This window comes from Pseudomonas sp. 1L-C-7-B-C1 (assembly GCF_057291635.1).
Map to the genome: position 1 here is coordinate 111,089 of NZ_JBXAWH010000016.1, position 19,300 is coordinate 130,388.

The 19,300-nt window shown below is 61.7% G+C and carries 18 protein-coding genes; 13 read left to right on the top strand and 5 right to left on the bottom strand.

Annotated features, from left to right (window positions below; all coding sequences use genetic code 11):
- Positions 1-673 precede the first annotated feature (673 nt).
- From cydP to AC0Z8Z_RS22820, 5 genes are read left to right on the top strand one after another with little or no spacing between them, the layout of a single operon-like run.
- Positions 674-871 carry a cytochrome oxidase putative small subunit CydP gene (cydP, locus tag AC0Z8Z_RS22800; RefSeq protein ID WP_485620612.1) on the top strand — a complete coding sequence of 66 codons (198 nt, stop codon included), beginning with the start codon at positions 674-676 and terminating at the stop codon, positions 869-871.
- A complete protein-coding gene (locus tag AC0Z8Z_RS22805) occupies positions 868-2,460 on the top strand; it encodes a cytochrome ubiquinol oxidase subunit I (protein WP_485620613.1) in 1,593 nt (530 codons plus the stop codon). The genes cydP and AC0Z8Z_RS22805 overlap by 4 nt, the downstream gene beginning before the upstream one ends.
- A gap of 10 nt (positions 2,461-2,470) precedes the next feature.
- Positions 2,471-3,613, top strand: a complete 1,143-nt coding sequence (gene cydB, locus AC0Z8Z_RS22810; RefSeq protein WP_205482918.1) for a cytochrome d ubiquinol oxidase subunit II — start codon at positions 2,471-2,473, stop codon at positions 3,611-3,613.
- Positions 3,614-3,638: 25 nt separating this feature from the next.
- Complete coding sequence (gene cydX / locus AC0Z8Z_RS22815; protein WP_065988546.1) at positions 3,639-3,755, top strand: cytochrome bd-I oxidase subunit CydX; 117 nt, start codon at positions 3,639-3,641, stop codon at positions 3,753-3,755.
- The gene (locus AC0Z8Z_RS22820) at positions 3,745-4,047 is read left to right on the top strand and encodes a cyd operon YbgE family protein (RefSeq protein ID WP_485620614.1); all 303 of its coding nucleotides are present in this window, start codon (positions 3,745-3,747) and stop codon (positions 4,045-4,047) included. The genes cydX and AC0Z8Z_RS22820 overlap by 11 nt, the downstream gene beginning before the upstream one ends.
- A gap of 5 nt (positions 4,048-4,052) precedes the next feature.
- On the opposite strand, the gene AC0Z8Z_RS22825 is transcribed toward AC0Z8Z_RS22820, so the two are convergent.
- The gene (locus AC0Z8Z_RS22825; RefSeq protein WP_485620615.1) at positions 4,053-5,348 is read right to left on the bottom strand and encodes an MFS transporter; all 1,296 of its coding nucleotides are present in this window, start codon (positions 5,346-5,348) and stop codon (positions 4,053-4,055) included.
- A gap of 302 nt (positions 5,349-5,650) precedes the next feature.
- On the opposite strand from AC0Z8Z_RS22825, the gene AC0Z8Z_RS22830 reads away from it, so the two are divergent.
- From AC0Z8Z_RS22830 to pstB, 8 genes are all read left to right on the top strand, one after another.
- Complete coding sequence (locus tag AC0Z8Z_RS22830) at positions 5,651-6,274, top strand: glutathione S-transferase family protein (RefSeq protein WP_485620616.1); 624 nt, start codon at positions 5,651-5,653, stop codon at positions 6,272-6,274.
- Between the two features lie 28 nt (positions 6,275-6,302).
- Positions 6,303-8,372, top strand: coding sequence for a 2Fe-2S iron-sulfur cluster-binding protein (locus tag AC0Z8Z_RS22835; protein WP_485620617.1), 2,070 nt, complete (start codon positions 6,303-6,305; stop codon positions 8,370-8,372).
- 29 nt (positions 8,373-8,401) lie between these two features.
- Positions 8,402-8,605 (top strand): hypothetical protein, encoded by a 204-nt coding sequence (locus tag AC0Z8Z_RS22840; protein ID WP_172612673.1) that lies wholly within the window; start codon positions 8,402-8,404, stop codon positions 8,603-8,605.
- A 199-nt stretch (positions 8,606-8,804) separates the two neighbouring features.
- Positions 8,805-9,695, top strand: coding sequence for a class A beta-lactamase (gene bla / locus AC0Z8Z_RS22845; RefSeq protein ID WP_485620618.1), 891 nt, complete (start codon positions 8,805-8,807; stop codon positions 9,693-9,695).
- Between the two features lie 403 nt (positions 9,696-10,098).
- Entirely contained in the window at positions 10,099-11,118 is a 1,020-nt protein-coding gene (gene pstS / locus AC0Z8Z_RS22850) for a phosphate ABC transporter substrate-binding protein PstS (protein WP_485620619.1), read from the top strand.
- Positions 11,119-11,188: 70 nt separating this feature from the next.
- Positions 11,189-12,184 (top strand): phosphate ABC transporter permease subunit PstC, encoded by a 996-nt coding sequence (pstC, locus tag AC0Z8Z_RS22855; RefSeq protein WP_065988539.1) that lies wholly within the window; start codon positions 11,189-11,191, stop codon positions 12,182-12,184.
- On the top strand, positions 12,181-13,059 hold the full coding sequence (gene pstA, locus AC0Z8Z_RS22860) for a phosphate ABC transporter permease PstA (protein ID WP_122534538.1): 879 nt from the start codon (positions 12,181-12,183) through the stop codon (positions 13,057-13,059). The genes pstC and pstA overlap by 4 nt, the downstream gene beginning before the upstream one ends.
- A complete protein-coding gene (pstB, locus tag AC0Z8Z_RS22865; protein ID WP_065988537.1) occupies positions 13,059-13,838 on the top strand; it encodes a phosphate ABC transporter ATP-binding protein PstB in 780 nt (259 codons plus the stop codon). Before pstA ends, pstB begins: the two co-directional genes overlap by 1 nt.
- 298 nt (positions 13,839-14,136) lie before the next feature.
- Here the strand turns inward: pstB and AC0Z8Z_RS22870 are convergent, their stop codons facing one another.
- The 4 genes from AC0Z8Z_RS22870 to AC0Z8Z_RS22885 form a co-directional block, all read right to left on the bottom strand.
- The gene (locus tag AC0Z8Z_RS22870) at positions 14,137-15,066 is read right to left on the bottom strand and encodes a LysR family transcriptional regulator (protein WP_485620620.1); all 930 of its coding nucleotides are present in this window, start codon (positions 15,064-15,066) and stop codon (positions 14,137-14,139) included.
- A 228-nt stretch (positions 15,067-15,294) separates the two neighbouring features.
- Positions 15,295-16,905, bottom strand: coding sequence for a type VI lipase adapter Tla3 domain-containing protein (locus AC0Z8Z_RS22875; protein ID WP_485620621.1), 1,611 nt, complete (start codon positions 16,903-16,905; stop codon positions 15,295-15,297).
- The gene (locus AC0Z8Z_RS22880; protein ID WP_485620622.1) at positions 16,905-17,396 is read right to left on the bottom strand and encodes an META domain-containing protein; all 492 of its coding nucleotides are present in this window, start codon (positions 17,394-17,396) and stop codon (positions 16,905-16,907) included. Before AC0Z8Z_RS22880 ends, AC0Z8Z_RS22875 begins: the two co-directional genes overlap by 1 nt.
- The gene (locus tag AC0Z8Z_RS22885) at positions 17,393-19,294 is read right to left on the bottom strand and encodes a T6SS phospholipase effector Tle1-like catalytic domain-containing protein (protein WP_485620623.1); all 1,902 of its coding nucleotides are present in this window, start codon (positions 19,292-19,294) and stop codon (positions 17,393-17,395) included. Before AC0Z8Z_RS22885 ends, AC0Z8Z_RS22880 begins: the two co-directional genes overlap by 4 nt.
- Between the last annotated feature and the right edge of the window lie 6 nt (positions 19,295-19,300).

Sequence of the window (19,300 nt, forward strand, 5' to 3'; positions counted from 1 at the left end):
CCACCTCACACAAAGTTCCCGACCGCCAGACAAAGCACATCGCGCGGCAACCACTCATTTCCAGTGACCGGACGGGCCTCTTCCCGGCTAAAGCCGGTCCCACTCAGGCGCTGCGTACAGTCCAGAAATGCCAGCGTCTGGCCTGGCGTCTTCCCGGCTGAAGCCGGTCCTACTCAGGCGCTGCGTACAGTCCAGAAATGCCAGCGTCTGGCCTGGCGTCTTCCCGGCTGAAGCCGGTCCCACTAAAAAGCCGCGTGCAGTCAGTGGGACCGGCTTCAGCCGGGAAGCCTTTGATCTGCTTTTGATCTTCGTACACAAAAAGTCCAGACACCGCCAAACGCGACTTGGGTGCAGGCTGAACGCAGGTTTTGCGGAGTGGGCCGAGCCGCATGGATGCGGCGAGAGCGCCGTCAGGACATGGATGTCCGTTCGGCGCGGGCCCACGGAGCAAGACCGGAGTGAAGGAACCCGACGGAGGAGGGCCAAACCAGGAGCTGGCACCCTTGGTTACTTGGGGTGCTTTTCCAAGTAACTCGCCGAAGGCGAAACCCTCTGCCGTTAGGCAGAGCTGTGGCGTTGTGCCACACCCCTCTGAGATGGCTCTATTGACCTGGATCAATCCCGTAGGAAACGTCTGTAGGAAAAATACCCCGCACCCCGACGAGTCCTCAACATGCCCGGTCCCCTCGACTTCCTCAAACACCCCCTGGCCAAAGACATCAGTCTGATCCTCCTGATCAAACTCGTCCTGCTCATGGGCATCCGCAGCGTCTGGTTCGACGCCCCGGTCGAAATCAAGGACGACGGCGTGCAAACCGGCCTGCATGTACTGGGCACCCCACCCGCACCCTCTGAGAAAAGCCCAAAATGATATCGGAATCAGTCGTCGACCTCTCCCGGCTGCAGTTCGCGATGACCGCGCTGTACCACTTCCTGTTCGTCCCGTTGACCCTCGGCATGACCTTCCTGCTCGCCATCATGGAATCGGTCTACGTCATGACCGGCAAGCAGGTCTACAAAGACATGACGAAGTTCTGGGGAAAACTGTTCGGCATCAACTTCGCCCTCGGCGTCACCACCGGCCTGACCATGGAATTCCAGTTCGGCACCAACTGGGCCTACTACAGCCACTACGTCGGTGACATCTTTGGTGCCCCACTGGCCATCGAAGGCATGATGGCGTTCTTCCTCGAATCGACCTTTATCGGCCTGTTCTTCTTTGGTTGGGACCGCCTGACCCGCGTCCAGCACCTGACAGTCATCTGGCTGGTGGCGATCGGCTCGAACATGTCGGCGCTGTGGATCCTCATCGCCAACGGCTGGATGCAGAACCCGGTCGGCGCCGAGTTCAACTTCACCACCATGCGCATGGAACTCACCAGCTTCAGCGACCTGCTGTTCAACCCCGTCGCCCAGGTCAAGTTTGTCCACACCGTGGCGTCCGGCTACGTCACCGGCGCGATCTTCGTCCTGGCGATTTCCAGCTGGTACTTGCTCAAGGGCCGCGACATCGCCTTCGCCCGGCGCTCGTTCGCCATCGCCTCGGCATTCGGCATGGCCTCGATCCTGTCGGTGATCGTGCTGGGTGATGAATCCGGCTACGAAATCGGCGACGTGCAGAAAACCAAACTGGCCGCCATCGAAGCCGAATGGGAAACCGAGCCGGCCCCCGCGGCGTTCACCCTGTTCGGCTTGCCCAACCAGGCCGAGCAGCGCACCGACTACGCGGTCAAGATTCCCTACGTGATGGGCATCATTGCCACCCGCTCGGTGGACAAGCAGGTCACCGGCATCAAGGACCTGGTCCGCGAACACGAAGGCCGCATCCGCAACGGCATGACCGCCTACGACTTGCTCGGCCAACTGCGCGGCGGGGACAAGAGCGAGCAGACCCTCGACGCTTTCAATGCGGTGAAAAAGGACCTCGGCTACGGCCTGTTGCTGAAGAAGTACACCGACAAGGTCGTCGACGCCAGCGAGCAACAGATCAAGCAGGCCGCGCTGGACTCGATCCCGCAGGTGGCGTCGATCTTCTGGACCTTCCGCGTGATGGTGCTCAGCGGGATGCTCATGCTGCTGTTGTTCGCCTGTGCCTTCTGGGCGTCGGCGCGCAAGAACGAGACCCGCAAGCGCTGGCTGCTCAAGTGGGCGCTGTTCAGCCTGCCGCTGCCGTGGATTGCCACCCAGACCGGCTGGTGGGTCGCCGAACATGGCCGTCAGCCCTGGTCCATCGGCGAAGTGCTGCCCGTGCACCTGTCGGCCTCGACCCTGTCAGCGGGGGATGTGCTCGGTTCGATTGTGGCGCTGGTCGGCTTCTACACCGTCCTGCTGATCATCGAGATGTACCTGATGATCAAGTTCGCACGGCTCGGTCCGAGCAGCCTGCACACCGGTCGCTATCACTTCGAGCAAGCCGCGCAGGGCAACGCTGCTCACGCCAAACAACCGGCCCTGGCCTGAGGACTCACCGATGTTCGATTACGAGACACTGAAAATGATCTGGTGGGTGCTGGTCGGCGTGTTGCTGATCGGCTTCGCCCTCACCGATGGCTTCGACCTGGGCGCAGCGATGCTGATGCCTTACGTCGGGCGCAGCGACACCGAGCGGCGTGTGGTCATCAACACCATCGCCCCGCACTGGGACGGCAATCAGGTCTGGCTGATCACCGCCGGCGGTGCGCTTTTTGCCGCATGGCCACTGGTCTACGCCGCGGCGTTCTCGGGTTTGTACTGGGCGCTGCTGCTGGTGCTGTTTGCGCTGTTCGTGCGCCCGGTGGGGTTCGATTACCGCAGCAAGCTGGAAAACACCCGCTGGCGGCAGAGCTGGGACTGGGGCCTGTTCATCGGAGGCGTGGTGCCGTCGCTGGTCTTCGGCGTGGCGTTTGGCAACCTGTTGCTGGGCGTGCCGTTCCAGTTCGACGACACCCTGCGTTCCAGTTATCAGGGCAACTTCTGGCAGCTGTTGAGCCCGTTTGGCCTGCTGGCCGGCGTGGTCAGCCTGAGCATGCTCGGCCTGCACGGCGGCAGCTGGCTGATGATGCGCACCGAAGGGGCCATTGCCCAACGCTCCCGCCGTGCGGCCCAGTGGTTGTCGCTCGTGTTCTTGCTGTCGTTCATCGGGGCCGGCGTGTGGCTGTTGCTCGGCGGCATTCAGGGCCTGGCGATCACTTCGGCGTTCGATGCTGGCGCTGCGCTAAACCCGCTGGCGAAAACCGTGACGGCCAGCAACCACGGCTGGCTGGGGAATTATCAGCAGCACCCGCTGACGGTCGTCGCACCGTTGTTGGGGATTTTCGGTGGCTTGCTGGCCTTGCTCGGCGCCAGTGCGGGGCAGGGCAGAACGGCATTCCTCGGCAGCAGCCTGGGCATCGTCGGCGCGTTGTGCACCGCAGGTTTCGCGCTGTTCCCGTTCGTCATGCCGTCGAGCCTGGACCCGGCGTCAAGCCTGACCGTGTGGGACGCTGTTTCCAGCCATAAAACCCTGATGATCATGCTGATCGCGGCGTCGATCTTCGTGCCGCTGATCCTCTGCTACACGCTTTGGTGCTACGCGAAGATGTGGGGCAAGGTCACCACCGCGCACATCGACCACAACCCCCACGGCCTGTACTGAGCCGCGCTTTAGAGGAGAGACAAACATGTGGTATTTCGCTTGGATTCTCGGCGTGTTGCTGGCCTGCAGCTTCGGCATCATCAACGCGCTGTGGCTGGAGTCGTCCGACGCCGCAGCGCTGGAGAGCGGCCGTGACCGCTGAAGCGCTGAGCGCGCCCCTCAGGCAAGCCATCGGCCGGGCATTGTCCCTGCTGATGGCCGTGCCGCTCAGCCTGGTGTTGCTGATTCATCCGGCGTCGATGCTCGACGCCAACGGCCATTATTCCCACAGCCTGCTGATGCTGATCATGTGGGGCGTGGCCGGGGGCTTCGTCCACGGCGTCGGTTTCGAGCCGCGGGCGATGGCCTGGCGGGTGGTGTTTCACCCGCTGCTGGCCTGGGCGCTGATGGCCTTGGGTTTTGGGATGTGGCTGACGGCGCGGCAGTGGCTTTAGGTCCTTCATAAGGCAGCTGCAGCGTTGGCCTTCTTCACGGCGGGCACGATGGACAGCGCGATCAACGCGGCAATCGCGCACAACAGGCCGGAGATGAAGAACGCCGGCAGGTAGGTGGCGAAATGCGTGCGCGTCCAGCCGGCGCCGAAGGCGGCAAACGCTGCACCCAGCTGATGCCCGGCGAACACCCAGCCAAACACGATATTGGCGCGTTCTGCGCCAAATCGCTGGGCGGTCAGCTTTACGGTTGGCGGCACCGTGGCGATCCAGTCGAGCCCGTACAACAGGGCAAACACCGACAGCCCGAACACGGTGAAATCCAGAAAGGGCAGCAGCACCAGCGACACGCCGCGAAAGCCGTAGTACCAGAACAGCAGCCAGCGGTTATCGAAGCGGTCCGACAGCCAGCCGGAGCCGATGGTGCCGAAGAAGTCGAAAATTCCCATCACTGCCAGCATTCCGGCTGCCGTCGTCGCGGCCAGGCCGTAATCGCCGCACAGGCTGATGAAGTGGGTCTGAATCAGGCCGTTGGTGCTGGCGCCGCAGATGAAGAACGTCATGAACAGCACCCAGAACGTCCAGGTTTTCGACACGTCGCGCAGCACCCGCAGCGGCGTGATCAACAGCTGAATGAACGTCTGGCTGCTCTCGGCAACGGGTTGAATGTCCTCATCGCCATAGAGCGGCAGCTGCAGATCGGCAGGGCGATTGCGCATCAGTGCCAGCACCGCGACACCGGCAATGAAGATGGCTGCGCAGATGCATGTCAGCGCCGTGCGCCAGCCGAAATGCTCGGTCATGTTCGCCAGCAACGGCATGAACACCAACTGGCCCGTGGCAGAACTCGCCGACAGTAAACCCATCGCCAGCCCGCGACGCGCGGAGAACCAGCGCGTCGCGACGGTGGCGCCGAGCACCATCGCCGTCAGCCCCGTGCCGAAGCCGACCACCACGCCCCAGAGCACGACCAATTGCCAGAACTGCGTCATGAACAGCGATAACACCATGCCGCTGGCCACCAGTGTCAGGGCCGTCAGCACCACTTTGCGCACGCCGAAGTGGTTCATGAACGCGGCTGCAAAGGGGCCGACCAGCCCGAACAGGGCAAAGCGTATCGCCAGCGCCGAAGAAATCTCGGCGGTGTCCCAGCCGAATTCCGCTTGCAGCGGCCGGATGAACACCCCCGGCGCGCCCACTGCACCGGCCATCACCAGCATGGTCAGGAAAGTGACGGCCAGAATGACCCAGCTGTAATGGACACGGCGACGCGACAGCGAAGCCGCCAGAACGGACGAAACCATGGAAATTCACCAGAGAACGGAGTAGTTGGATGATGGGTGTACTTCAATATGAACGCTCAGCCATCGTGCTTCCGTCAAGGGGATATTTCTGAATGTTGCAGATACCTGGACGTTCAGCCTTTCAAGTGGCCCAGGGAGCACGTTTTCACGGTCAGCATTTCACCCGGTGAAACGGTGGATTGCCTTTTCTGGTGATTCTCCAATCCAGCGGTCAGGCCCACTATTCATTCCACCAGCGCGGCTCACCATTGCGGCACAGCCGCCCCACGCTGAGTTGATTCACTTGCCCAGGAGCCCACCCCATGACCGCCATCACGCTCTATCACTTCCCGTTGTCCGGCCACTCCCACCGCGCCGAGCTGATGTTGTCGCTGCTGGGCCTTGATCCGAAGATCCAGTTTGTTGATCTGGCCAAGGGCGAACAGAAAAGGCCGGAATTCCTGGCCATCAACGCTTTCGGCCAAGTGCCGGTGATCGACGACAACGGTGTCATCGTCGCCGATTCAACCGCAATTCTTGTGTATCTGGCTAAGAAGTACGACCCGTCGGGCCGCTGGTTGCCGAATGATCCCGAGGGCGCGGCGCAAGTACAGCGCTGGTTGTCTGCCGCGTCTGGCGCGATTTATCTGGGCCCGGCGCGGGCGCGTCTGATCACGGTGTTCGGCGCGGGCTTCGATCCGAAAGACACGGTCCAGCGTGCCCATGACGCCCTGCTCGTGATCGATCAGCACCTGAGCGGCCGCGAATTCCTCGCCACCGATCACGCCACCATCGCCGACGTCGCCGCCTACAGCTACATCGCCCACGCGCCGGAAGGCAATGTGTCGCTGGACGAATACGCCAACGTGCAGGCATGGCTGGCGCGCATCGAGAACCTGCCGGGCTTCACGCCCATGCCGCGCACGGCAGCAGGGCTGGTCAAGTAATCATCCGGGATTCCAGGGAGTTCGCGCCATGAACGAGATTCGCACTGAAACAGCATCGCCATGGCATTCCGGCGAGCGCGCTCTGCAGGCCAAAGTCGGCGTCGCAGAACGCATGGAAACCTTGGGCAAGCGCGTCATTCGCGACTATATGCCCGATCAGCACCGTGAGTTCTACGAGCACCTGCCGTACCTGATCATCGGCGCCGTGGACGCTCAAGGCTGGCCGTGGGCGAGCGTGCTGGACGCCCAGTCAGGTTTTATCCATTCACCCGATGCCAAGCGGCTGGACATCACCCGGCTTCCCGATGCCGAAGACCCGGTCGGCGGCGGATTTGCGCCGGGCGCCGCGTTGGGCATGCTCGGCATCGACTTGCACACCCGCCGTCGCAACCGCCTCAACGGCCACATCAGCGACGTCCGGGAAAACGGTTTCTCGGTGAGCGTCGAGCACTCGTACGGCAATTGCCCGCAGTACATTCAACTACGGGCGCTGAAGCAGGTGCCGCTCAACCCTGTGGCGGAGCGTTCCCCGGCGCAGCGATTGACCGCACTGGATGACGCCGCGATCGCGACCATTCGTGGCGCTGACACCTTCTTTGTCGCCAGTTATGTCGACCTTGAGGGCGCGAGGCCCCATCGTTCGGTGGACGTGTCCCACCGTGGCGGCCAGGCGGGGTTCGTGCGGGTGGAGGGCGACGTGCTGACCATCCCGGATTTCGCCGGCAACCTGTTTTTCAATACCCTGGGCAATTTCCAGGTCAACCCCAGAGCAGGTCTGCTGTTTGTTGATTTCCAGACCGGCGATCTGCTGCAGGTGGCAGGCACTGTCACGTTAATCCTCGACGGGCCGGAAATCGCGGCGTTTCAAGGCGCCGAACGGCTCTGGCAGGTGCGGGTGGAGCAGGTGGTGCGTCGGCCGGCGGCGTTGCGCTCGCGCTGGGAATTCGAGGGTTGGTCGCCGAACAGCCTGATGACTGGCGACTGGCAGCAGACCGCCGCCCGTTTGCAGGCCGATGCCCTGCGCGATCAATGGCGGCCGATGCGGGTGACGCGGATCGAGGACGAAAGCGACGGCATTCGTTCGTTCTATCTCGAGCCTGCCGACGGCGCCGGGTTGCCCGCGTTCAAGGCCGGGCAGCACCTGCCGCTGCGGCTGGCGCTCCCCGGATCGCAGGAAAGTCCTACGCGGCCATTGATCCGGACCTACAGCCTGTCCAGCGCGCCGTCCGACGGATTCTTTCGCATCAGCGTCAAGCGCGACGGCCAAGCTTCGGCGTACCTGCATGACCACGTCAGCGTCGGCGATCTGCTCCAGGCGCGGGCGCCCCAGGGCAGTTTCGTGGTGGACCCGCAAGAGCGCCGGCCATTGGTGCTGCTGGGTGCGGGGATTGGCGTCACGCCCATGCTGTCGATGCTGCGAGAAGTCATCTACGAAGGCAAACGCGTGCGAGGAGGGCGGCCGACCTGGTTCATTCAGAGTGCACGTCGTCTGACCGACCTGGCGTTTCGGGAAGAAGTGGACACACTTATTGCAAAGGCTGGCGATCAGCTAACAGCGATCCGTGTGCTGAGCCAGCCGGAAACGTCGGCGCGAGTGGGTGAAGATTTCCAGCTGACCGGCCGTATCGACCTCGACCTGCTTAAGGCGCTGCTGCCGTTCGACGATTTTGATTTCTATGTGTGCGGGCCGGCCGCGTTTACCCAAGCGATCTACGACGGCCTGCGCGGCCTGCACATTCGCGACGAGCGCATCCATGCCGAGACGTTCGGCCCGTCCAGCCTGAAGCGCAGCGGCGATTCCCGAGCGATCGCCTTTGAGCAACCACCCGCCGCCACCGAAGCGGTGCCGGTGGTGTTCGAACGCTCCGCCAAGGAGGCGCGCTGGCAACCCGCCGGCGGCACGCTGCTCGAACTGGCCGAAAGCCGCGGGCTCAGCCCGGAATTCAGCTGTCGCGGCGGATCCTGTGGCACCTGCAAGACCCGGCTCGTCAGTGGCCAGGTGCATTACCCGGTCCCGCCCGCTGAAAGGCCGGCGCCGGACCACGTGCTGATCTGCTGCGCAGTCCCGGCTTCAGGGCCGTTGGTGCTCGATCTGTAACCATCCATGCGTGTGCGGGAGAGACGGCGATGAACCCATGGCCAGCGTTCGAGAAAGATGAAACCCCGATGCCTTACCAGGCCACCGAGCAGGAGATCTCCTGGTTGTTGCCGCAGTCGCTGGCGTCCCTGGCCGGCGAGCTTGCGGCGAGCCACGAGCCCATCGACACGCCAGCGACGTTGCGGCTGTTCATGTGGGTGCGTTCGGTGTCGGCCTTCAAACGATCACCCTGAGGCCGCGTGCGATGGGCGATGGGCACGGTCCCGTGACTGTGCCGGTTTTGCGGCTTATGGTTGTAATGTCCCAACGTCTGGAAGGATGATGTGCGCCGGTTTGCTTACCGTTCGCAGCGACTCACCGGCAGCTCCTCTTTTCATGGGATGGCTGCCCTCTGCCGTGCGGCGCTCGTTGCCCTTCACAAGGACGTTCATCTTGATCACCCGCAGAACCCTCATTGGCGCATCGTTGCTGGTCGTGCCTTCGCTGCTGAGCCTTCCCTCGTTCGCTGCCGAACGACGGCCCGAGCCGTCTTCGGACCGGATCATCCAGCAACAGCTGGCCGACCTCGAACATCGTCATGGCGGCCGGCTGGGTGTCGCTATTTTGAATACGGCCAGCCAGCGCCTGATCAGCCATCGCGGCGATGAACGCTTTGCCCTGTGCAGCACCTTTAAATGCCTCGCCGCCGCCTGCGTGCTGTCGCGGGTCGATCAAAAGCAGGAGGACCTTGCGCGGCGCATCGCTTATTCCGCCGAGCAACTGGTGCCGTATTCACCCACCACCGAGCTGCACGTGGGCGGGCAGGGGCTGAGCGTCGGTTCACTGTGCGAGGCAGCGATGACGCTGAGCGACAACACGGCGGCCAACGTGCTGCTCGACAGCCTGGGCGGCCCTGATGCGTTGACCGCCTGGCTGCGATCGATCGGTGACACACAAACCCGCCTCGACCGGCGTGAGCCAGAGCTGAATGAAAACCGGCCGGGTGACCCGCGCGACACCACGACGCCCGTCGCCATGCTGCACACCCTGAACACCCTCGTTCTGGGCAGTGAGCTAACGCTGCCGTCCCGCGATCAACTGACAGCGTGGTTGGTGAACAACCAGACCGGTGACAAGAAACTGCGCGCCGGCTTGCCTGCCCATTGGCGTGTGGGCGATAAGACCGGCTCCGGCGCCAACAATGCCAGTAACGACGTCGCCGTGATCTGGCCCGGCGACCGGTCGCCCATCTTTGTCACGGCTTATTACACCGGCTCCAAGGCCAGCGGTGATCAGATCAATGTGCTGATGGCCGACATCGGGCGTCTGGCTGCTGCGGTGTAAAGGGCGAGCGTCCAGGTGTATCGCGGCGAGTCGTAAGATCTCGATACACATTGCCGCCATGAATCTGCCATTCGCCACAGACGGCGGGCTCCTGCCTACGCCCCATGACGGCGCTGCGCCGCTCCTGCGGTGCCCCATGCCTTGGGTAATTGCGACAAAATGCTCGCCTTTGCGCGGACATGTGGCGCATTGACATTAAATTCCCTTCCGCTAGACAACTTCAGCCGCAGCCAGCAAAACCGGGCGTTCCAGTTTTACAACCTGTAGGAAAAAGCTGACAGACGCCTCCGTTTTTGCGCGCGGTCTCAAGACTGTCATCAAACAGAAATGTTTCCAGTTTTAAATCTGCCTCGGGTCTTCAACTGTGACCACACACACAAAATTCTCTTGTTGAGGTATTGCCGTGATTCTGCTGACTAAAAAACGCCTGTCGCTTCTGATGGCTTCGATGTGCCTGTCGGGTATGGCACACGCCGTTGATGTGACGGGCGCTGGTTCGAGTTTCGTATTCCCGGTTATCTCCCAGTGGTCGCAGGACTACAGCAAAACTGCTGACAATCGCGTCAACTACCAGTCGATCGGTTCGGGTGGCGGTATCGCCCAGATCAAGGCTGCCACCGTAGACTTCGGCGCGTCCGACGCCCCGATGTCCGCTGAAGACCTCAAGGCCGGCGGCCTGGGTCAGTTCCCAAGCGTGATCGGCGGTATCGTTCCGGTCGTCAACATCGAAGGCGTGAAAGCCAACGACCTGAAACTGAGTGGCCAGGTCCTCGCCGACATCTTCCAGGGCAAAATCACCAAGTGGAACGATCCTGCAATCGTCGCAATGAACTCGGGTGTAAAGCTGCCTGAGACCACCATCACTGTCGTTCACCGTTCGGACGGCTCGGGCACTTCCTTCAACTTCACCAGCTACCTGACCAAAGTCAGCGAAGCATGGAAATCCGGTCCAGGCACCGGCTCCGCCGTTCAATGGCCAGTGGGCGTGGGCGGCAAGGGTAACGAAGGTGTGGCGGCTTACGTAAAACAGATCAAGGGCTCGATCGGTTACGTTGAATACTCCTACGCCACCAAAAGCGATATCGCTTTCACCCAGCTGAAGAATGCCGCCGGCAAGGATATCAAGCCTGACGCCAAAGCCTTCGCCGCTGCTGCTGACACCGCTGACTGGGCCAACGCCAAAGACTTCAACCTGATCATGACCAACGCCCCGGGCGAGAAAGCATGGCCGATCACCGCGACCACCTGGATCATCATGTACAAGCAACCGAAGAACGCCGAGAAAAGCGCTGCTGCTTTCGACTTCTTCAAATGGTCCCTGGAAAAAGGTCAGAGCGCCGCTGAAAAACTGGAATACGTCCCTCTGCCTGCCTCGCTGGTCAGCAAGATCGAAGACTACTGGAAAACCGAGTTCACCAAGTAACTCGACGTCATCCGGCTAACCCCTGTCACCGAGCGCTCGGTGACAGGGTTTCCTTGCGAGTGGACCTACCATGACTGATAACACCCAATACATGTCCGCTGTGATTCCGGATGCAATATCCGAGAGCGAAAAACGCGCGGCCCGCGATCACCGACACGACGCCTGGTTTCGGCGCACGATGCTGGGAGCGGCTCTGTTGGTGCTGCTGTTGCTGGCGAGTATCGCCGGCTCGACACTCTGGGGCGGCGCCCTGGCGTTCAAGACCTTTGGCTTCGAATTTCTTACCAGTACCGAATGGGACGTGGTCAACGGCAAGTTCGGCGCGTTGGTGCCGATCTACGGCACGCTGGTCACCTCCTTTCTCGCGCTGCTGATCGCCGTTCCGGTGAGCTTCGGCATCGCGGTTTTTCTGACTGAAGTCGCACCGCCCTGGTTGCGCATGCCCATCGCTTCGGCGGTGGAACTGCTGGCCGGCATTCCTTCGATCATCTACGGCATGTGGGGCCTGTTCGTGTTCGGCCCGTTCATGGCGCAATACATGGCCCCGTGGATCAACGACAACCTTGGCGCGCTGCCGCTGATCGGCCCGGTGTTCCAGGGCCCGCCACTGGGCATCGGCATGCTCACCGCCGGCATCGTGCTGGCGATCATGATTATCCCGTTCATCACCTCGGTCATGACCGAAGTGTTCCGCAGCGTGCCCATTGCCCTTAAAGAGTCGGCGTACGCACTGGGCGGCACGACCTGGGAAGTGGTCTGGGACATCGTCCTGCCTTATACCCGCTCTGCGGTGGTCGGCGGTGTGTTCCTGGGTCTGGGCCGTGCGCTCGGTGAAACCATGGCGGTGACCTTCGTATTGGGCAACGCCCACCAGTTCTCCGCATCGCTGATGATGCCAAGCAGCTCGATTGCTTCGGTGATTGCCAACGAGTTCAGCGAGGCCTACACCGACCTGCACCGTTCTGCGCTGATCGCCTTGGGCTTCCTGCTGTTCGTGGTTACCTTCATCGTGCTGGCGATCGCCCGTCTGATGCTCTCTCGTCTGTCGCGCAAGGAGGGTCTATGAGTAAGGCCGATAACGAAAACCTGTACCGCTCGCGCGCCATCAAGAACAGAATCGCGATGGTACTGAGCTGCGCCGCGACGGCCTTCGGCCTGTTGTGGCTGGTGTGGATTCTGCTGACCACGATCGTCAACGGGTTCGAAGCACTGAACCTGCGGCTGTTCACCGACATGACCCCGCCACCGGGCTCATCGGGCGGACTGGCCAACGCCTTTTACGGCAGCATCCTGATGTCCGGCATCGGCCTGCTGATCGGCACGCCGATTGGTTTGATGGCCGGTATCTGGCTGGCAGAGTTTGCCCGCAACACCAAGCTGGGCAATGCGGTGCGCTTCATCAACGACATTCTGCTGTCAGCGCCGTCGATCGTGCTCGGTCTGTTCGTGTACACCGCGGTGATTCTGCCCCTCAGCGCCGTTACCAACCACCAGGTCGGTTTCTCCGCCATCGCCGGCGCCCTGGCCCTGGCACTGCTGGTGATCCCGGTGGTGGTACGAACCACCGACGAAATGCTCCAGCTGCAACCGTCGACCATGCGCGAAGCCGCATTGGCGCTCGGTGTGCCGCAATGGAAGCTGACGCTGCAGATTGTCCTGCGTGCGGCCAAGGCCGGCGTGGTGACCGGCATCCTGCTGGCGCTGGCGCGCATCACCGGCGAAACCGCGCCGTTGCTGTTCACCGCTTTCGGCAACCAGTTCTGGAGCAGTGACCTGCTCAAACCGATCGCAAGCGTGCCTGTGGTGATTTTCCAGTACGCGATGAGCCCGTTCGACGACTGGCATTCCCTGGCCTGGGCCGGCGCTTTGATTATGACCATGTTTGTACTGGTACTGAGCCTCAGTTCCCGTCTTCTCCTTTTGCGCAATAGGGCGTCCTGATGAACAACCTTTCCCTCGCCGACGAAAAAACCAAAATCCAGGTACGCGGTCTCGATTTCTACTACGGCACTCAGCGCTCGCTGAAGTCGGTCGACATGATCATCCCCGAGAAGCGCATCACCGCGATCATCGGCCCGTCCGGCTGCGGCAAGTCCACGCTGCTGCGCGTGTTCAACCGCATTTACTCGATGTACCCGAAGCAGGAAGCCAAAGGCGAAGTGATGCTCAACGGGGAGAACATTCTGGCCCCGGGCTACTCGATGAACCGCCTGCGCAGCAACGTCGGCATGGTGTTCCAGAAGCCGGTGCCGTTCCCGATGTCGATCTACGACAACATCGCCTACGCGGTGCGTCACCACGAAAAACTCTCCCGTCGCGAGATGGAAGAGCGCGTCGAGCAGGCCCTGCGTGGCGCGGCGTTGTGGGATGAAGTGAAAGACAAGCTCAAGCAGAGCGCCCAGAGTCTTTCCGGTGGTCAGCAACAGCGTCTGTGCATCGCCCGCACCATCGCGCTGCGCCCGCAAGTGCTGCTGCTGGACGAACCGACTTCAGCCCTCGACCCGATCTCCACCGGTCGCATCGAGCAACTGATCACCGAGCTCAAAGAGCAGTTCACGGTGATCATCGTGACCCACAACATGCAACAGGCCGCCCGTTGCTCGGACTACACCGCGTTCATGTTCATGGGCGAACTGATCGAACACGGCGACACCGACACCATCTTCACCAAGCCGTCCAAGACCCAGACCGAGGATTACATCACCGGTCGTTTTGGCTGATCGGGTTATCGCGGCGCTGCGGGAGGTTTTAGCGGGACCGCGCGCCTCGTAGGACCGGCTTTAGCCGGGAATGCGTCGGCCGCTACACCGGCAAATTGGTGGTGTACAAACCGGCCTCTTCCCGGCTGAAGCCGGTCCTACATTTGGTAGCGGATTATCTGTAGGACCGGCTTCAGCCGGGAATGCGTTGGTCGTCACACCGCAGATGTGTGGGTGTTCAAGCCGGCGTCTTCCCGGTAATGCCGGTCCTACATTTGGTCGCTGGCAGTCAGCAGGACCGGCTTCAGCCGGGAAGGCGTCAGGCGCTGCTGCGGGGAGCTGTAGCGCTTGAATCCCCCATGAACGCCTCCAGCCGCTTGCGCAGCCAGCGCTCGGCGGGGTCGGTGTCCATGACGCTGAGCCAGACCATCGACAGGTCCAGGTTCGGCGTCACGAACGGCAGCGGTTCACCGCGCAGACCGGTTCGAGCCATGGCCCGGGTCAGGTGATCCGGCAAATTGCACAGCAGATCCGTCCCCTCCATCAACGCCGGCAACGTGCTGTATTGCGGTACAGACAGTACGGCGGTGCGCTTGCGCCCGATCGCGGCCAGCCACTCATCCGCAAAGCTTGAAATGTTCGCCACGTGGGAAACCACGACGTGGGGCCGCGTGCAGTATTCATCCAGGGTGATGGGCTCCGGCGAAGAATCGGCGCGCACCACCATTGGCTGTACGGTGCGGAGCATTTTCCGCTTGGCGTTTGCCGGCAGTTCACGGGTCAGGCAGACGCCGACAGTGATGTCGCCAGACATGAGCAGCTCCGAAACATTCCAGAAATTGACCTGCTTGATCACCAGCACGATGCCCGGCGCTTCTTCACGAATCGCGCGCAGCATCGGCGGCAACAGGCTGTATTCGACGTCGTCGGACAGCCCGATGCGGAAGGTCATGTCGCTGCTGGCCGGGTCGAATTCCCGCGTAAGGCTCAGGGCCACGGACATGGCGTCCAGCGCCGGCGACAGGTGACTGATGATCTCGTTGGCCCGCGCTGTAGGCTCCATGCGGTGACCGACGCGAATGAACAGCGGGTCGTTGAACAGCGCACGCAGGCGATTGAGGGCAGCGCTGATAGTGGGTTGGCCGAGGAACAGCTTCTCGGCGGCGCGGGTGACGTTACGCTCTTGCATCAAGGTCTCGAACACCACCATCAGGTTGATGTCGGCCTTGCGCAGCTCATTGCGATTCATAGATCGTCCCCGTTACCCGACATTCGTCACCCTGCTGTGGATGGCCTGCGACATGATGGGCGCCAGTTTATGGAGCGCGGTTGTTCGGCGTCCAGCGTTCCCGGCTAAAGCCAGCCCTACAGGTGTACGCGTACGTTCAGTGGGACCGGCTTCAGCCGGGAAGAAGCCAGTCCGGGCACCCTCGATCTTGCGATGTGCGAGCTCACCAATCCAACGCGCGCAGCCTTTTCAAACCGCCTCAGCCGCTTCGGCATTGCGCTGGTTCTGCTGTTTATGGTCGGAATCAGGCGGGCGCACCATCTGCACAGTGGTGCTGTGATCCTCGCCGGCATACACCACCGCGCTGATGCCGCCGCTCTCGTAACTGGCAACGGTGGCGACATTCAGCATTACCAAGGTACTGCCGACGCCGGTATCGCCGATCTGCAGCCCAAGGTCGTACAGGTCTTGGGGAGGCTCCGGAGCAAGACCCTGACCCCCACCTTGTCGTTCAGCCAGCGCTTGCGTGACCATCGCTTTCAATCCGGGATGCTGGCGACTGTCGTAGAACACCCGCACCGGGCGTTCACCCACATGCAGCGAATTCAGCGCGTGAATCCAGCCGTCCTCAAGCAACTTGAGGTTGTGCGCAGCCTCTGAAGCGTCCCCCGTCCTGCGCGTGGCGACCTTGATCGGCCGATGCAGGTAACCCAGTACCGGAGCGGACTTGTACGCCTCCAGCTGGAACCTTCCCCAGCGCACCGGCCGCCACAAGCTTGGCTCGAAGTACGGGCCGTCGTCTTCATAAGTTCTCATGAACTCGGGGAGGTGCGCGTGCCAATAGTCAATCGGCATCGTCCTCGGGATGATCGCGGCTGGCTCGCCCGCAGCCGCTCGACGCTGCTGATACTCCGCCGCATAGGCCTTGTCCGTCTGCCAGAAGAATGTCCATAGCCTGCCCGGCGCCGTTCCCATGAATGCCTCGCCGGTAGGGGTGTCGACGGAGGTACGCTCCAGTCCTGATACACGGTTGCTCAGCAACAGCGAGGCGGTGTTTGCAACGGGTGACGCGCCGGTGGAAGCCGAGCCGCCTTCCTCGTCGCTGACCAGCAGGGCCTGCGGCATCCCGCGATGCTTCTCCATGAACGCAAACAGGTGCTCGATCATGGCCTGGGTTTTGTCACCCCGCTCGGCGAACTGCGCCACGAACTGGCTCTGCCCGAGAACGGCGGCGTTGCGCCCTTCGTTGATCATCCATGCGGCGCTGACCTGCTCGTCGGCCGGGCGCAGTGAGCCGACCACGAACGTCGGGATCGGCCAGAACGTTACCGCATGGGCGGCGGACCCACGGAATGCAGCGCGACGAAGCGGGAAGAGCCAGTCCCGGGTGGTGTAGTCATGGCGCGACGACGTGGGCGAAAAAGTGACGGTCTGATCACCGTTGCTCAGCGAGGCCCATATCTGCTTCAGCGTGATGCCATGCATGCCCAAGCCGGTGCCTTGGATCTCAAGGCTGAAGACCCGTTGGGCTTCATTCTGCAACCATCGCTGATGGGCCAGACGCTCTGCGTCGTAGCGACGCTCGCACAGCATGAGCTTGATCAAGCTATGGGCTAAGAAGAGGAAGGCAAGCGCGAACGCGATCCCGATACAGCCTTCCCAGACCCAATGCTGCAGGTCTGGCATTGGCGATCCGTTGGCAGCCACACTGCTTGCCACTGCGTAGAGAAAAGCGAGCCACAGGCCGATCAGCAACGCGAGCACACGTAGATAGCCTCGAGGCCACAGGAACTCATGCTGATTGATCTCGCGCCGGGTCTTGATCACCGGTCGTCCATTCTGGGGGGCTTGAACGTCCATCACCACATATCCTTCTCTGGCTGGCGGAACAGCAGCACGGCGGTGACGCTGCCACCGGTCATCAGCTCCAGACGGGCGTCGTCACTGGCCAGGCGATACGTGGTCACGCCGCGCAACGCCTGGGCGAAGCGGTCACCGACGTGATCGAAGCGCGGGTTGTGACAGCGCGATCCGGTGAGGGTGATGTCCTCTACCAACAGCCGCTCGCCCTCGACGCGGTAGCGGCCATCGACTTGCTGGCAGCCGGCGAAGCCGATCAGCGTTTGGTCCTCGGCCTTGAAGATCACGAACCCCACATGGCTCTCCTGGGGAATATCGGTAAGGGCATAGGGCGTTCCGCCCAGGTCCAGCTGGGCGAGTTTCCAGACGGTACTGTCCAATGGTTTGGATTTATCCCGCGCCGGTTCCGGCTGTCTTTCGCAGCCCGCCAAGCCGCTCATCAATGCGGCGAGCACGAAGGTCAGGCCGTAGAACAGTCCTTTGTGGTTCATGCGCTTCTCCTGAGGTCAATGATGGTTCGTCTTGGTTTTGGAGCAGGTGGGGCGTAAGGCGCGTAATGCACCCGAGCGCCGGCGAACACCTGTCGCAGGCGCAGGTAACTCCAGTCTTCGCGGCGGCCGGAATAGCGGTTTAGCAGGTCACGGCTGTCGTTCACGCCGTCCACGCTCGTGCCGGGGTTGGCATCGCTGAAGATGGCCGGGTGGCCAGCGCGGTGCAGGCGCAACATCTCGCGGCCCGGTCCACTCAAGGGGTCGCGTGGGGGCATGGTCGGGACCACGGATTTGCCCTTCAGTACGGCGCGCTCATCGGCTTTTTGCTGGGCGCGCCACGCCGTCAGCGCCTGCTGGTACTCGTGGTCCTGACGTTCCAGAGACTCATGCAACACCCGGCGTTCATCGTCGGTTTGGGGATCGGTGAGCACGAAATGCGCGCGGGAGTCATGCACGTACTGCTCAAGAAACAGGCCGACCTCAGGGTGCAGGGCAGGGGCATGACGCCATTCCAGGTGAAAGCCTTTTTCCAGGGGCGAGGCCAAGCTGTACTGCAGCTTTTCGAGGTATTTCTGCCGCTGGGTGTCGTCGCTGAACGCCTGGATACGCTGATGCAACTGCCGATTGGCTTCGATCATGTCGACGCGCTCTTGGTCGCCACTGGCGCGCACGAATGAGAGCTGACTGAAATGCTCGTCGGCGAGGACCTGCTTGCGCCAGCCCAGGTAGAGCTTGCGGTGGCCGAGGAAGTGATGGGTGACGGGCGCGCCGGTTTGCAGGGCGGTGAGCTGCGACATGTAGGTGTCGAAGCTGTCTTGGAGTTCGGGGCTGATGGCGAAGTCGTCCGACAGATCGCCGCGCACTTTTTTGTCGAGGCTAATCAAAGGCACGCCAGCCTTAAGCGCTCGCTCATACATATCGTTAAGCGGAATTTGCGACAGCTTGTCAGCGGTGGAATGGCGCATGCTGCCGTCGGCCTGTTGGGTACCTTTACCCTGATCTCTGAGACCATAACCGCCACCGACATCGGCGTGCATACCGGGATATACGATCTCCAGGCAGTTCGGCGTATAGGTCTCACCGGCGCGAATCAGATCCACCGGGAAAGAGGCGCGGTTTTCGTGTGCAGCGACCATTTGTACGCATTGCTCAACGCAAGGCGGGATGGTCAGCAGCGACTGATCGCCCCAGTATTGGTGGCCGTCCACCGGAAGGGGGTAGGCGTCGGCCAGTCCGACTGAGGCGACGGTGTCGAACAACCCCATGAAGCGTACGCGCAAGGGGATGCCGCAGAAGGTGCTGTCGTTGTTGCTGAAGTGCTTCAGCAGTTGATTGAGAAATGAGCGCGCGGCGGTTGCGCCCCTTGAGAAGCCGAACAGGTCGAGGGTGATTTCATCGATCTTCGGGCCGCCGATGCGGGGGATCAGCATCGCGGTGATCTGGTCGCGCCAGCGGGGGATTAAATTGTCGTTCTTGACGGCGTGGGCTATGGACTGAGGATTTTCATCCACCAGATATCGGCCATACGCGGTATCGGCCACACGATTGGCGACAAACAGCATCGCGTAGCGAATACGGCGGTCGCCCATTGCCCCTGTTTTAGCTCCGTCTGGATGAGGCACCGGCTCGCCGATTTCGGGGAAGCTCGTACCTACTCCCTGTAGGTACAGTCGGTATATACATTCCTCGTCTTTATCAAGCGCTCGATCAAAAAGTCTGGCGATGTTGCTATGAGACTGGCTTGGCTTATCTACATCTTTACTGTTTCGAGTGCCATCGAAATAGATCGAAAAGCTGAGTTTAAGCCTGCATGGAAATTCAGCGGTTGGCTCAAATAGCTTTGGAAAAGATCTATATGATGCGGGCGCGTCAGATGGACGCCAGCTGAGATTGTTCATTCTTTG